This window comes from Shewanella phaeophyticola (genome assembly GCF_025398315.1).
In the GTDB taxonomy this organism is placed as follows: domain Bacteria; phylum Pseudomonadota; class Gammaproteobacteria; order Enterobacterales; family Shewanellaceae; genus Shewanella; species Shewanella phaeophyticola.
The window spans coordinates 3,493,980-3,509,731 of record NZ_JAODOQ010000001.1 but is presented as its reverse complement, the minus strand read 5'-3'; the positions used below and the strand labels follow the sequence as shown (position 1 = coordinate 3,509,731).

The following is a 15,752-nucleotide window of genomic DNA, read 5'->3' as shown; positions in this document are numbered from 1 at the left end:
TTCGGTTAGCCTTTGAACAGAACCTGTGATTCTTTTTGATTATTTTTGAGGTGAACTTCCATTTGTGGATAAGCAAGTTCAACGTTGTTTTCTTTTAATTTTTTAGTAATACGTTTATGCAGGTTATGGCGTAACGGCCAGCGTGCAGACATGTCTTTGGCATAAGAGCGTACTTCATAATCTTGAGTATGTGCACCAAAACCAGCAAACCAGACTTCAGGCTCAGGGATTGCTAATGATAAGTCGCATTCACGCACAGCTTGATGAAGCAGCATTTCAACTTTGGTTGGGTCGGCATCGCGCGACACTGACACTTTAACAATGACTCGGGTAATAGGATCAGACAACGACCAGTTAACTAATTGTTCGGTAATAAAGGCTTTATTGGGCACGATAATTTCTTTGCGATCCCAGTCGACAATGGTGGTAGCACGAATTTGAATTTTACTCACAGTACCTGTGAGATCGCGAATTGTTACCGTGTCGCCAATGCGGATGGGTTTTTCAAATAAAATAATCAAGCCAGAGATAAAGTTGGCAAAAATTTCTTGTAAACCAAAACCCAAACCAACCGAGAGGGCAGCGACTAGCCACTGCAATTTAGACCATTCCATCCCCAAGGTTGAAAAACCAAATAACATACCAAAAAACAACACCAGGTAGCTGCTCACTGTGGTAATCGCAAAGCTTGTACCCGGGGCGAGGTCGAGCCTCTGTAATAGCATTAACTCAAGTAAACCGGGTAGGTTTTTGGCAATCACCGCTGAAAAGCCGACGAGAATAATGCCAAACATAATCGACTTAAGAGTAATGGGCAGTTGTTGCTCAATACCATTTAAGGTGCTGGTGGTTGTCCATAAAGTAATGCCATCTAAAAAAGAGAACACGGCGGTATGAGTTTGCGCTAAAACGCCCAATAAACTGGCAAAGAAAGCCAGAAAAAGGATTGACCTCATTAAACCTAATGACTGACTCGAGATGGTTTCTAAATCAACAATGGGTTCTTCGTAGGTTTCGATAGGCTCATTGTTTAATTCACCCCTTTCACGCTGTGCAAGTCGCTCGGCACGTTTGGCTTTTGCTCTATCGAACGCAATTAAACGTCGCTCAATTAACATCCAGCGCTTGATTAATTGATAGATAAGAATAAAGCCAAGCCCTAATAGGACAGATATTTGTAACTGCAGCAGCAGTTGGAACGCAGTAAAATAGTAACCAACACACGCGAGTAATGCGCTAAATACTGGCGTGACAATTAATATCGCCCAAGCCGTCTTTTGCACTATAACTAAGTTATTGGCATTGGGTTTATTTTTACGATATTCCTCAATCAGCACCATCATGTTTTTATATAGCATAAACAATACGATACAAAATATGATAAAGGCTCCACGACCAATACTGTTACGCACTAATGATGTGTCTAATGCTTCGGTAAAGCCCATTAGCCCAATCAATGGGGCTGATATAACCACAAACGACACCATAATTTTTTGTGCTTTATTAACGATATTTTTAGGTCGTCTGAAATGGCTAATTAAAATGCCTTTATCAATTGTGAGCAGGTAAAAGAATCGATAAATAAGATAACTCACCCCTATCGTCGTGATCCCCATCCCTAATGCATACACCACGTTTTGCTCGGAGCGACAAAATATCATCCCGGCGACAATGACTGGCAATGGCTTTATCAGTGCGTAAAGTAAGCTGATAATAAGCGTTTTAATGGTGTACTTGAATTTATCTTGAGTCACATTACCGACATACACTGAATAGCGACTGATGGCGTTATTAAATTTTGGCGTTAGCATGTCTTGAGCCATTAAGCATGACAGCAGCAAAATAAGCCACCAAGCCCAGTAAAAGCTTTGGTTTGCCCATGTTTGTTGCAATGCTTCGAGCTGACTGGGTTGCACCAACCAAATCGTGCTTTGGGTAAGATCAATAAGCCATAACCCTCCAATGCCTGGTGCATTAGGTACCCAAAAAAGATGCTCGTTAAGGGTATTTTTAAGGGTGTTATGTAATTGATTGAGCTGCTCGTAGCCAATCCGCAATTTTGCAAATTCAGCTAAATATTGGTCATATCCCTGCAGTAATTGCTCAATTAATACTTGTTGCGATTGTAACAATTTAACTTGGGTTTCGTTAAAGAGTTGGCTGTTATCGAGCTGTTGTGTGTTGAGTGCTTGCTGTTGTTCTAATTGATAGCGCTGTAATCGGGCATCAGCGAGTTCTGTTTGCAGTTTGTCTAAACTCGGTGGCTTAGGTAATGACTGCAGCATTTGTAAAAAGCGATCGCCAAACGCTGAGTTTGTTTTAACCCAGGTGATTTGCTCTAGCACGTTGGCTAATTGCGCATTTTGAGACTGATAACGTTTTTCTATTCGCTGTTGCCTCTCTACAACTGAACTATGGTTGCTCGTTAAGGTTTGTAATTGTTGTGCATATTGCTGATTAGACTGACTTAACTCTTGAGACAATGGGTCGGCAAGCTCTTGCTCATCGATTAAGTTATTGGCAATGGTGTCGGCCGTTTGTTGTTGGCGATATTCAAGATTTTGCTTATTAATGAGTTCAATAAAGCTTTCTTGTTGGCTTAAATTTAAGCGGTTAACTTGCTGTTGTAATTGCACGATTTCAAGTTGTTTAGGATTAGCTAAACGCTCAGCTTGGAGCGTGGCAATATGTTGGCTTAATAAGTCAGCCTGGAGCTTATTGCGTTTGCCTAAAGGGGTTTCAATTGGTGCTTGCTGAGTTTTATTATGCTGGATTAACGCATTTTCAGCCTGGGCAATTAATGTCGGTAGTTGGGTTTGGCGTTGGGAAATTTGTCTTATTTGTTGCGTTAAGTATGACTCGGTTTCTTTGAGTTCAGACAAGTGAAAATAAGCCATTGAAGCTTGCTGATTAAGATCGATTTCTTCATCAAGTGCTAACGGCTTTTGTGCGTCACGTAACTGTTGGTTGAGTGACAGTTTAGCCTCATTATTAGAGTGCTCAATATTAGTGTAGGTTTGCTGCTCAACTTGTAACTCAGTAATACTGCCTTCAAGCTCTGTAATTTGAGTTTGAATATCGAGCGGCTTATTATCAGCTTGATTATTAAGCCCTAGGCGTTTATCGAGCGTGATAGGTGTATTGGCATAAGCGGGCGCCAACAAACAAGAAAACACAATTACACACAGTACAAAATACGCTAGACGTAACATATCACTAAGCTCAAGTTGGAATAGGCTAATGGTAGCAAACTTAATGAATTATATTCTATTTTTTTTGAGGCTTTAGGGGCTTTAGCTTAACGCTTTTATCGTAAATAAGATGAATTATAATCATGTTATGTATTGCACATAAAAAAAGCCGTATCCTAATAAAAATACGGCTTAAATGAGCTTATTAATTTACAGCCTCTTAGGCGGTTGCTTTAGCTTATTCAGCATCTTTTACTGGCTGATTAAGCTTTGCAAAAGCTTGCCCCATACGCGTTGTTTCGCCAGGTTCAACACCGTCGGCAAATGTTTCAATTGCATCTTGTGCAAATAACATTACCACAGTGCTCCCCAGTTTAAAGCGTCCCATCTCTGCGCCTTTTTCTAAGGTTAACGCTTCAGATCCTGTGGTTGGGTAATCCCAGCTAAAGACTTGTTTGCTACCCGGTGGTGTAACTGTACCGACTTCAAATGGTTTCAATACTGGCAACTATAGTCGCTCCAACAAGGATACCATTGCAAGTGAATCTGACTCAGTTTCAAAAATGGCCACTACGCGCTCGTTACGGGCAAATAATCCTGGCACATTTTGGGCGGTTAATGGATTAACTGAAAACAACTCACCAGGTACGTAGGTCATTTTAGACAAGGTACCCGTGATCGGCATATGAATACGGTGATAATCTTTTGGTGCGAGGTAAATGGTCGCAAAGTCTCCGCCATCAAAACGGGCTGCATCGTCTTTGTTACCACCGAGTAGCGCTTCTGAGGTGTAGCTATGGCCTTTGGCTTGAAAAATATTACCGGCCTCAATTGACCCGCACTGGCTGACTGCACCATCAACTGGATGCAGCCATAATATGCGCATCTTGGCTAATTGGGCGAAGCTCTGGCTTTAAAGCTCGGGTAAAAAAGTCATTAAAAGTTTTATAGGCTTCAGGCTCAGGCTGTTTGGCTTCAGACATATCAATTTTGTACTGTTTGATAAACCATTTAATCGCAGCCGTTGTAATAACGCCCACTTCTGCAGCAGCAAACTTGCCGACTAAACGCGACAGAAAATGTTTGGGCAGCATGTATTGCAAAGCAATTTTAATCGAGTCCAATGTGTTTCCCTTTATATTCTGTGGTTGAACCATATGCATGACCCAGTCATTATATTATTCATCAATTGCGCGGAAATGTCGCGCATGACGTTGTTCATCTAAACTGGCGATAATACGATGATAGTTGTTAAATCTATCTTGGGTAATGTGTCCAGCTTCAAGTGCTTCACGCAGAGCACAGCCAGGGTCGTCACCATGTTTACAGTCGCGGAACTTACATGTTCCTAAAAAATCTCTAAATTCAATAAAGCACCAACCTACTCGAGTGGCATCTAAATGCCACAACGCGAACTCTCGTACACCTGGTGAGTCAATTAAATCACCGCCACTTTGGAAGTGAATTAATTTTGCTGTGGTGGTGGTGTGCTGACCTAATCCTGAGTTGTCTGATACATCACCTATTAATAAGTCTGCTTCAGGCATTAACGCATTAATTAGTGAAGATTTACCTACCCCAGATTGACCTGCAAATACGCTAACTTTTTCGTTAAGTAAGGCTTTTATGTTTTCTACGCCTTCACCCGTGTGGCTACTAACGCGGTAAACGGGATACCCAATGGCCTGATAACGCGCAAGCGCTTGTTCAATTTCATCTCGATTTTCATCATTTAATAAATCGATTTTATTTAAAATAATGATCGGTGGGATATCGGTATCTTCACATGCAACCAAATATCGGTCGATAATCTGTGTAGTAAAACTAGGTAATACTGACGATACAATTAAAATTTGGTCAATATTTGCCGCGATAATTTTTACACCATCATATAAGTCAGGTCGAGTCAGTGATGACTTTCGCGGGTGGACAGCTTCAACAATACCACCAATACTAGAGCTAGCTTGTACTTCTGTGGCTAAGCGAACTATGACGTTATCGCCAGTGACTAAACTGGTTACCGCTCGGCGAATATTACAGCGCGACACTTTGCCGTCGCTGGTTTCAATGTCGGCGTGTTGGCCAAAACGAGATATCACTACCCCCGATTGTTCAGGCCTAATAAATTGTCCTGTAATTCAGGTGCGTCGTTATCATCGCTTCGTTTTAATCGCTTGGTCTGATTTGCACGCATTCGGCGTAATTGACCTTGGCTTAGTGGTTTCTTTTTACTCACAGGCTTATCTTCATTAAATAGGTGTTTTTTTGTGTCTCAAAAAAACAGTATGATACACACTCTTTTATAAAAAAGCCTGAATTTAGGCGATTGATAACATAAGGCGACATAATGACTGCTGATGCGAATAACCTAATTTGGGTTGATTTAGAAATGACGGGTTTAGAACCTGATGTCGATAGAGTCATTGAAATTGCAACCTTAGTGACTGATCAAGAACTGAATATTATTGCTCAAGGTCCTGTTCTAGCAATTTATCAAACAGACGAAGTCTTGGCCGGTATGGACGATTGGAATCAAAAGCATCATGGTGAATCGGGGTTAATTGAGCGTGTTCGTGCAAGCAAATGCTCAGAAGAAGATGCGATTAGACAAACCATTGAGTTTTTAACTCAGTATGTGCCAAAAGGTGCCTCGCCAATGTGCGGTAACAGCATCGGTCAAGATCGTCGTTTTTTAAATAAATACATGTTAGAACTTGAAGAGTACTTCCATTATCGCAACATCGATGTAAGCACCATTAAAGAATTAGTGCGTCGTTGGAACCCTGAAACCATGAATGGCTTTAGCAAAAAAAATACTCACCAAGCACTCGAAGATATTAAAGAGTCGATCGCAGAATTGCAGTTTTATCGCAAAGAAGTATTTAAAATTTAACCAATCGAACAAATATTTTAAAAAAGGGGGTTGCAGCATAGTAAAATTTACCTATAATGCGGCCTCAACTTTCTACAGAGCACCAAACTCTGAGCCTAGAAAGTAAAAATGAAATTTGAAAATTTGAAATGCGACATTAGCTCAGTTGGTAGAGCGATACCTTGCCAAGGTATAGGTCATCGGTTCGAACCCGATATGTCGCTCCAAATTTTAGTTGATGCGAGTTAGACTCAGTTAGTAAAGCGATACCTTGCCAAGCTAAAAGAGATAACAGCGTCATCGGTTCGAACGTCTCTTTGTTAAGAGAAGGTCGCTCCAAATTTTAGTTGATTTGAAAATGCGACATTAGCTCAGTTGGTAGAGCGATACCTTGCCAAGGTATAGGTCATCGGTTCGAACCCGATATGTCGCTCCAAATTACAGACGATGTCAGATTTACTTAGTTGGTAGAGCAATACCTTACCAAGCTAAAAGAGATAACAGCGTCATCGGTTCGAACCTCTCTTTGTTAAGAGAAGGTCGCTCCAAATATGATTTTGATTTGCGACATTAGCTCAGTTGGTAGAGCGATACCTTGCCAAGGTATAGGTCATCGGTTCGAACCCGATATGTCGCTCCAAATCACTTTTATTGCTTCAAATCTCAAACTCTAAAATCTCCAGCTTGAAAATGACTAAACTTTGCGATTTGCGACATTAGCTCAGTTGAGTTAATTATAAGAGTCGATACCCATCTTTTTCCAAGCTAAAAGAGATAACAGCGTCATCGGTTCGAACCTCTCTTTGTTAAAAGAAGGTCGCTCCAAATTACTTTTATTGCTTCAAATCCCCAACTCTAAAATCTCCAGCTTGAAAATGACTAAACTTTGCGATTTGAGACATTAGCTCAGTTGAGTTAATTATAAGAGTCGATACCCATCTTTTTCCAAGCTAAAAGAGATAACAGCGTCATCGGTTCGAACCTCTCTTTGTTAAAAGAAGGTCGCTCCAAATCACTTTTATTGCTTCAAATCCCAAACTCTAAAATCTCCAGCTTGAAAATGACTAAACTTTGCGATTTGAGACATTAGCTCAGTTGTGCTCTTAGAAAATGCGATCCCTTTTGTTTGCCAAGCTAAAAAGACATAACAGCGTCATCGGTTAGAACCTCTCTTTGTTAAGAGAAGGTCGCTCCAAATCAATCTTCTCGTTTCAAGCGCATGCCTTTAACATCCTTAATGCTAAATATCATCAGTTTAGTTATCTTTTTGTGTCGCTTATATTCACTCCAAATTCTCATTATCAATTAACCTAATTGTTACATATCTTGTTATGGCTTTGAGGTTATTTAGCGTTTAAAACTTGAACAATATCGGTGGTTTTTAAACTTTGCGTGTATTTTTGTCGCTATATTCAGATTTGGATGTTAAAAAAATCTGAGAAGAATTAACAAAACTCGTGATCTATCACTCACTTCTTCATGAATCTCTAAATTAGAAGGTGTTAGAGGATTAAAAACATGACATTGCGCAAGTAATTTCCGCTCGCGATCTTTGATAATCAGCTCAAGATAAATTTTCCTAAGTTGTTAGGGCTTTAAACGAGGTGTGTATTATGCGGATTCAACAACTGAGCGAATTACTTGATTATGTAGCGAAATGTCATCTCGATATGGAGAAGCTTTATAAACGCTTAGATCGTAATGCAGACTCTTCAAGAGTGAAGATGATGTTGACTTATTTTCAACAACATCAAAGACACATTTATGAAACGCTTGAAAGTTACATCGAGGATGCTCCATCAAGAATTTTAAATACTTGGTATAAAGACGTGACATTCGAAGATTTTAGCAAACGCTGTGCAGAGACAACGTTGCCCGCCAACATGCATGAAGATGAAGTACTTGAACTGCACCTCGATTTAGAAAACCGTTTGATTGCATTACTCGAAAAAACGGCAAACAGCAGCCCAACAGAAGAAATTAAGAGTGCATTAATGGATTTAGTTCGCGTTGCGCAAACTCAGCAAAAACGCTTAGTTCACAGCACAATCCGTATGGATGACATTTAACGAGTTATTTAAACCTAGCATTGACTTCCTGAAGTGTATTTTGCCAGCTATCCCCAATAGCTGGCTTTTTTTATTAACAAAAAATAACCGCTATAACAGTGGGAGTTCCGGTTCAACTTCTGGTATATTTAGCATTCTTGTAACTCTTTTTTACGGAAGCTAAATTTACCGATGACATCGCTGCTTAAAACCCTTGAAAATGAACAAGCTACTGTGGCGCTTGGACAACAAATTGCGCAGTGGATGGTGCCGCCATTAACCCTTTACCTTACAGGTGACTTAGGCGCGGGCAAAACAACATTTAGTCGAGGGATTATTCAAAGCCTAGGCCATAAAGGGGCGGTTAAAAGCCCAACTTATACTTTGGTTGAGCCTTATGAGTTTGATGATATGGACGTATTCCATTTCGACTTGTATCGCTTAAGTGATCCAGAAGAGTTAGAGTTTATGGGTATTCGCGATTATTTTACCAACAAAAGCATTTGTTTAGTTGAGTGGCCAAATAATGGTCATGGTCTACTGCCTGAGGCTGACATCCATTTACATTTACGCTATAAAGAATCTCAAAGACAAGTTGAATTAAACGCCTTAACCCCAGCAGGGCAGGCAATAATTGATAAATTAAAATAATAATGACTTTAAAAAATACGTTTTTTACGCCTGTTTTTATCATACTGTTATGTTTTCAGCCCACGTTTGCTTGGGCTGCAAATCAACTCGACAGTGTGCGCATTTGGGCTGCCCCTGAATCCACTCGAGTGGTATTTGACCTCACTCAAGCCCCCAAATATGACAGTTTTAGTTTGACAGGCCCGCATCGATTAGTGGTCGACATTCAAGACACGGGCGCAAAAATCAACTTAGATAAAATTGCTAATAACAGCAAAATAATTAAAAAAATCCGTTTTAGTACCCCGCCTAAAAAAGGCATGTTGCGCTTAGTGATGGATTTAACTAAACCCGTTAAATCTAGTTTGTTTACCCTTCCTCCAACCGCACCTTACGGCAATCGCTTAGTGGTCGATTTAGAAGATGCTGGCGGTGGGGCATCTAATGTACAACAGTCCGTGAGTCGCTCTGCAAATCCGTCTTCTCGTAATATTATTGTGGCGATTGATGCTGGTCATGGCGGTGAAGACCCAGGTTCAATCGGTATCGTCAGGGATGCATGAAAAACGCGTTGTGCTCGAAATTGCTAAACGTTTGGCTCGTAAAGTCGATGCTACACCCGGTATGCGCTCGGTGATGACTCGCACGGGTGATTACTTTGTTAATTTAAACAAACGCTCAGAGCTGGCGCGTAACAGCAAAGCAGACTTATTGATATCCATTCATGCTGATGCATTTACCTCTCCGCAACCTCGTGGCGCATCGGTGTGGGTTTTGTCGATGCGCCGTGCAAACAGTGAAATTGGTCGTTGGTTAGAACAAAAAGAAAAACATTCTGAGCTATTAGGTGGCGCGGGTGAAATTATTCAAAATACCGACAGCGAGCAATACTTAGCAATGACGTTGTTAGATATGTCGATGAACAGCTCAATGGCAATTAGTCATTCTGTTGCAGGTGACATACTACGCGACTTAGATTCAATTACTCATTTGCACAAGCGCAAGCCAGAGTCAGCAAGCTTTGCTGTGCTAAAGTCACCTGACATTCCATCCATCTTGGTTGAAACCGGTTTTATTTCAAACCCAGGCGAAGAACGTTTATTGTCTAACGGTAATCATCAAGAAAAATTGGCCAGTGCCATTTACAAAGGTGTGTTGCGCTATTTCGAAAATAACGCACCGGCTGACACGCTGATGGCTAAAACTTCAAATATTAAACACAGTGTTAAGCGAGGTGAGTCATTGTCGATTATTGCCCAGCGTTATCGTGTTTCTGTCAGAAGCCTTAAACAAGCTAACAACTTAAAGTCTGATGTTGTTCGTATTGGTCAAACACTTGTGATCCCAAGGGCTTAATATGGCAATTGAGCTGTTACCACCACAATTGGCAAACCAAATCGCTGCAGGCGAGGTTGTTGAACGCCCTGCTTCTGTGGTCAAAGAGTTAGTGGAAAACAGCTTAGATGCAGGCGCGACCCGGGTTGAGATTGATATCGATAAAGGCGGCAGTAAGCTTATACGTATTCGTGATAATGGCATGGGCATCGCCAAAGATGAGCTTGCACTTGCGTTGTCTCGTCATGCTACATCAAAGGTACATAGCTTAGATGACCTAGAGGCGATTTTAAGCTTTGGGTTTCGTGGTGAAGCACTTGCCAGTATCAGTTCGGTATCGCGTCTAACGCTAACCTCTAAGACTGCTGAACAGTCAGAAGCCTGGCAAGCGTATGCTGAAGGCTCACAAATGGACGTTAAAGTGACCCCCGCGGCTCACCCGCAAGGGTCGACGATTGAAGTGGTCGATTTGTTCTTTAACACGCCAGCGAGACGCCGGTTTTTAAAAAGTGATAAAACTGAATTTACCCATATTGATGAGTGGCTAAAGCGCATCGCAATCGCGCGCAGCGATATCCATTTTGCTTTGACCCATAATGGCAAATTAGTCCGTCAATATCGTCCAGCCAATACAGATATCCAAACACAGCAACGTTTAGCGCAAATTTGTGGCCGCGCATTTGCGGAACAAGCGTTAAGCATTAATTGTGAACATGACGGCTTATCCTTAAGTGGTTATTTGCAATCGCCAAACGATATCGTATTAACAGACACTAGCTTTTTTTATGTTAATGGTCGTTTAGTGCGTGATAGATTAGTCAATCATGCGGTAAAACAAGCTTTTGCTGAACATGGCATAGACCATCAACCAGGCTATGTGTTGATGCTGATGCTAGATCCACATCAAGTGGATGTTAATGTGCATCCGGCCAAGCATGAGGTGAGGTTTCATCAATCTCGTTACGTACATGACTTTATTTTACAGGCAATACAATCTGCATTAGTACAAATGCCTGAGTTAAGCTTTTCAGAGCAGTCAGAGGGTAATGTGGGCGATGTTGAACCTCATTCTCCTGTTGATAATAACGTTCAGCAAGATGACTCAGCAGCCTTAAAAAATGATTTGTGAATCCCAAACCCTCAATCTAGAGCGATCAATAGCAGCAGTCAGTATGGCTCAATGCATGTTCCGGGTAAAAACAATAGCTCGTTTGGGGGATCTTCAGCTGCAATTAAGCCTAGTTATGGTACAAAGCCTGCGATGCCTGCTCAATGCGGTGTCACTAAAACGGCCATTGAGAGTTATGGCCAATTGTTACACACGCAGCCTGATAGTAGACAGACACAACTGAATGAAGTGAGTGTGCAAGTTAGCATGCCACCGTTATTAGATGCAGCACATTGGGTCATTTGCAAAGACGAAAAATTATCACTTTTGCCGTTTAAAACTGTATTGCTTGCAGTGCGTAAGGCAGAGGTCTTGGCTAAATTAGCTAATGGGTTAGTGTCGCAACCATTATTAATGCCGGTGTCTATTACGGCCGAGCCTGATTGGCATGACACGTTATCCCATCGTGATCAATTATTACGACAAATCGGTATTGAACTAACAATTCGCTATCAGCAGTTGATAATTAAAAAAGTGCCCCCATATTTGAGGGAAAGCCAATTGGCAATTGTCATCCCTGAGTTGCTACATTGGATTGCATTAGAGCAGCCTAATGATATTGCCATTGCAGGATGGTTAGCTAAACAAAGTTTGGTGCAATTTGAGTCAGCTCAAACCATTTGGCAGCAACTTTGTTGTTTAGATGAGGCCACACAACAAACTATTTATGCTCAGGCAACTGAATTACCTTGGCAAACTTGGATGAAAGATAATTAACGTGAACAATATCAACAGGCCGAAAGTGATATTTTTGATGGGGCCTACGGCTTCAGGCAAAACGGCATTAGCCATCGATATGGCAACGCAACATAATTGCGAAATTATTTCAGTTGATTCAGCGTTAATTTATCGCGGTATGGATGTAGGCTCTGCAAAGCCATCAGTCCAAGAATTAGCCATTGCGCCACATCGTTTGATTGATATTCTTGACCCAAGCGAAAGTTATTCTGCCGCAGATTTTCGTCGAGATGCACTCGTTGCAATAGAAGAGATTATTGCCCGAGGTAAAACACCGCTTCTTGTGGGTGGTACTATGATGTATTTTAAGGCATTGTTAGATGGTTTATCGCCTTTACCTAGTGCAGATGAAGCCATAAGAAAACAAATTTTGTTGCAGGCAGAAGCACAGGGCTGGGAATCATTACACCAAGAGTTATGTGAAATTGATCCGGTCGCCGGACAACGGATTCACCCAAATGATCCGCAGCGTCTATCGCGGGCATTGGAAGTTTATCGCATCAGCGGCAAGACAATGACGGCGTTGACGCAAACAAAGTCAGCGGCTTTGCCATATGATGTTGTGCAATTTGCGATTGCACCCAATGATAGAAAAGTGTTACATGAGTTAATTGCAAAGCGTTTTAACATCATGCTTGAGCAAGGGCTTATCGATGAAGTTGCTACGTTAAAAGCTCGTGGGGATTTACATTTAGAGTTGCCATCGATGCGCTGTGTAGGTTACAGGCAGTGTTGGCAGTACCTTGATAATGAATTTGATCATGCGACTATGGTCGAAAAAGCTACCGCAGCCACTAGGCAATTGGCCAAACGTCAATTAACATGGTTGAGGAGTTGGCCTGATTTACAGTGGCTTGAAAGTGGTGTAGAAGGGAATTTAGTTACGCTTATGCGACAAAGCCGCTAGCTTATTAGCCGTTGCTGTATAATACTAAAACTAAACAATAAAACTTAATTCAACATATTTTAAAATAAAAAAGGAAATTGAAAATGGCTAAGGGGCAATCTTTACAAGACCCATTTTTGAACGCATTGCGTCGAGAGCGTGTACCAGTCTCTATCTATTTAGTGAATGGTATTAAGTTACAGGGTCAGGTTGAATCGTTTGATCAATTTGTCATCCTACTTAAAAATACAGTAAGCCAAATGGTTTACAAGCATGCTATTTCAACAGTAGTACCAGCTCGCCCATTTAATGTCTCTGGCCATCAGGGTTCTGCCCATGGTGAAGACAGCGTAGCTGAATAATTTGATAAGGAATATACTTTTTGTTTGATCGTTATGAAGCGGGTGAAACAGCGGTACTGGTTCATATCGACTTTGCTGACGAAGAACGTCGAGAAGATTTACTTGAGTTGCAGTTGTTGGTTGAGTCTGCTGGTGCTCGCTCTGTAGGTGTGATTACTGGCAGTAGACGCTCTCCTGATCGTAAGTTTTTTATCGGTACAGGTAAAGCGGAAGAACTGGCTGCAATGGTTGCAGCAACTGAAGCTAATGTGGTGATATTTAATCATGCACTTAGCCCAGCTCAAGAACGTAATCTTGAAATGGTTTGTCAATGTCGAGTACTCGACAGAACCACGCTGATTTTGGATATTTTTGCCCAACGGGCAAGAACCCATGAAGGTAAATTGCAAGTGGAGCTAGCGCAACTGCGCCACATGTCAACACGCCTAATTCGTGGTTGGACACACTTAGAAAGACAAAAAGGCGGTATTGGGATGCGCGAGTCGGGCGAAACCCAGCTTGAAACGGATCGTCGATTATTACGTGGGCGCATTAAAAATATTAATCGCCGACTTGAAAAAGTAGACAAACAACGTGAGCAAAGCCGCCGTGCACGTAAACGAAGCGATTTAGCCACTGTGTCGTTAGTGGGTTACACCAACGCCGGTAAATCGACATTGTTTAATGCGTTAACCTCATCTGAAGTATATGCGGCAGACCAGTTGTTTGCGACTTTAGACCCGACTTTACGTAAATTAGCGCTACCAGACGGCGCGGTGATTTTAGCGGACACCGTAGGATTTATTCGTCATTTACCGCATGACTTAGTGGCCGCGTTTAAAGCCACATTGCAAGAAACCCGACAAGCAGAGATACTGTTGCACGTGGTTGATTGTGCCGATGAAAACATGACTGAAAATTTTGACCAAGTGCAAAGCGTATTGGAAGAAATTGACGCTGATGAAATCACACAATTAGTGGTATGTAATAAAATTGATTTGCTTGAAGATTTTGCGCCTCGTATTGATTATAGCGAAGACGGAAAACCTGAACGTGTATGGGTATCTGCACAAAAACGTATTGGATTTGATTTGCTGCTCAAAGCCATAACCGAGCTTATCGGTGAGGTGATTTGTGAGCTTACATTGAAAATACCTGCATCAGCAGGACATTATCTTGGCCAGTTTTATCGACTGGATGCGATACAGCAGAAAGACTATGACGATCTGGGGAACTGTATTTTATCTGTTCGTTTATCGGATGCCGATTGGCGCCGATTAGCTAAACAGAGTCAGGGGGAATTAGAGGCATTTATTTTTGAACCTTCAGAAGTAGATGTCACTTGTTAATCTCATTTATTTCATCCAATTATGGAGTGCTAAATGGCTTGGAATGAGCCCGGTAACAAGGGTAATAAAGACCCTTGGGGAAATAAAGGTGGTAACGATAAAGGACTACCGGATCTCGACGAAGTTTTTCGTAATTTATCAAAACGTTTTGGTGGCAAAGGCGGCAACTCCGCATCTGGCCAACCATTTAATTCATCTTTATTGATTGTAATAGCCGTTATAGCCCTGATTATCTGGGGTTTATCTGGGTTATATACAGTTAAAGAAGCTGAGCGCGGCGTGCTACTTCGTTTTGGTCAACACATCGGTGAGGTGAGTTCTGGTTTACACTGGAAAGCCACGTTTATTGATGAAGTGTATACCGTAGACGTAGAATCATTTCGTTCAATTCCTGCGTCTGGCAGCATGCTGACATCTGACGAAAACGTCGTCAAAGTTGAATTAGTGGTTCAGTACAGTGTTTCTGACGCTTACTCTTACTTGTTTAGTGCTGTAGAAGCGAACGAAAGTTTACGTGAAGCAACCGACAGTGCATTACGTTATGTGATTGGTCACAATCGCATGGACGATATTTTAACGACTGGCCGTGATGCTATTCGCCGTGATACTTGGAAAGAGTTAGAGCGTATTATTGAGCCTTATAAACTAGGCTTACAAATTCGTGACGTTAACTTTTTGCCTGCACGTCCTCCTGAAGAAGTAAAAGATGCGTTTGATGACGCTATCTCTGCACAGGAAGATGAACAGCGCTTTATTCGTGAAGCCGAAGCTTACGCTCGTGAAATTGAACCTAAAGCTCGTGGTCAAGTTGAGCGCATGGCGCAACAAGCTAACGCTTATAAAGAACGTGAAGTCTTAGAAGCACAAGGTAAAGTTGCTCGCTTTGAAAAACTTTTACCTGAGTATAGTGCTGCACCAGACGTAACCCGTAATCGTTTATATTTAGATGCGATGCAAGTGGTGATGTCTGACACTAATAAAGTGTTAATTGATGCTAAAAATAACGGTAATTTGATGTATTTGCCTCTAGATAAGCTAATGGATGCGTCTAAATCTTCGCGTCAGATAGCTGCACCAGAAGCTGAACGTCATATTAACTCTGTTTCGAACATTGGCGTGAATACACCTATTACCAGTACGTCGTCTGATGGACGTCTCAGCCGCGAAGAACGCATTCGCCAAGGGAGGAACTAA

At 41.6% G+C, this 15,752-nt stretch carries 9 protein-coding genes, 3 tRNA genes and 4 pseudogenes; 12 read left to right on the top strand and 4 right to left on the bottom strand.

The features are described from left to right. Positions 1-5: 5 nt before the first annotated feature. From N4T56_RS16235 to rsgA, 4 genes and pseudogenes are all read right to left on the bottom strand, one after another. Positions 6-3,212, bottom strand: a complete 3,207-nt coding sequence (locus N4T56_RS16235) for a mechanosensitive ion channel domain-containing protein (protein ID WP_261733955.1) — start codon at positions 3,210-3,212, stop codon at positions 6-8. Positions 3,213-3,429: 217 nt separating this feature from the next. After that, positions 3,430-4,077 (bottom strand): annotated as a pseudogene (asd, locus tag N4T56_RS16230) (archaetidylserine decarboxylase). After that, positions 4,049-4,315, bottom strand: a complete 267-nt coding sequence (locus N4T56_RS16225) for a hypothetical protein (RefSeq protein WP_261733954.1) — start codon at positions 4,313-4,315, stop codon at positions 4,049-4,051. Before N4T56_RS16225 ends, asd begins: the two are co-directional and overlap by 29 nt. Before the next feature lie 54 nt (positions 4,316-4,369). After that, positions 4,370-5,427, bottom strand: a pseudogene (gene rsgA, locus N4T56_RS16220) (small ribosomal subunit biogenesis GTPase RsgA). Positions 5,428-5,538: 111 nt separating this feature from the next. Here rsgA and orn point away from each other — a divergent pair. The 12 genes and pseudogenes from orn (at position 5,539) to hflK (ending at position 15,752) form a co-directional block, all read left to right on the top strand. Continuing rightward, positions 5,539-6,084, top strand: a complete 546-nt coding sequence (gene orn, locus N4T56_RS16215; RefSeq protein WP_261733953.1) for an oligoribonuclease — start codon at positions 5,539-5,541, stop codon at positions 6,082-6,084. A 130-nt stretch (positions 6,085-6,214) separates the two neighbouring features. Continuing rightward, positions 6,215-6,290, top strand: a tRNA-Gly gene (locus N4T56_RS16210). Between the two features lie 133 nt (positions 6,291-6,423). Beyond that, positions 6,424-6,499, top strand: a tRNA-Gly gene (locus tag N4T56_RS16205). 128 nt (positions 6,500-6,627) lie between these two features. Continuing rightward, positions 6,628-6,703 (top strand) — tRNA-Gly (locus N4T56_RS16200). Positions 6,704-7,676: 973 nt separating this feature from the next. After that, positions 7,677-8,132, top strand: a complete 456-nt coding sequence (locus tag N4T56_RS16195) for a hypothetical protein (RefSeq protein ID WP_261733952.1) — start codon at positions 7,677-7,679, stop codon at positions 8,130-8,132. A gap of 171 nt (positions 8,133-8,303) precedes the next feature. After that, positions 8,304-8,762: a tRNA (adenosine(37)-N6)-threonylcarbamoyltransferase complex ATPase subunit type 1 TsaE gene (gene tsaE, locus N4T56_RS16190; RefSeq protein ID WP_188922585.1), complete on the top strand. Its 459-nt coding sequence runs from the start codon at positions 8,304-8,306 to the stop codon at positions 8,760-8,762. A 2-nt stretch (positions 8,763-8,764) separates the two neighbouring features. Next, positions 8,765-10,097: pseudogene (locus N4T56_RS16185) on the top strand (N-acetylmuramoyl-L-alanine amidase). Between the two features lies 1 nt (position 10,098). Beyond that, positions 10,099-11,961: pseudogene (mutL, locus tag N4T56_RS16180) on the top strand (DNA mismatch repair endonuclease MutL). A 1-nt stretch (position 11,962) separates the two neighbouring features. Beyond that, a complete protein-coding gene (miaA, locus tag N4T56_RS16175; protein ID WP_261733951.1) occupies positions 11,963-12,889 on the top strand; it encodes a tRNA (adenosine(37)-N6)-dimethylallyltransferase MiaA in 927 nt (308 codons plus the stop codon). A gap of 83 nt (positions 12,890-12,972) precedes the next feature. Then, complete coding sequence (gene hfq, locus N4T56_RS16170) at positions 12,973-13,230, top strand: RNA chaperone Hfq (protein WP_261733950.1); 258 nt, start codon at positions 12,973-12,975, stop codon at positions 13,228-13,230. Between the two features lie 20 nt (positions 13,231-13,250). After that, complete coding sequence (gene hflX, locus N4T56_RS16165; protein ID WP_261733949.1) at positions 13,251-14,558, top strand: ribosome rescue GTPase HflX; 1,308 nt, start codon at positions 13,251-13,253, stop codon at positions 14,556-14,558. A 33-nt stretch (positions 14,559-14,591) separates the two neighbouring features. After that, complete coding sequence (gene hflK, locus N4T56_RS16160) at positions 14,592-15,752, top strand: FtsH protease activity modulator HflK (protein ID WP_261733948.1); 1,161 nt, start codon at positions 14,592-14,594, stop codon at positions 15,750-15,752.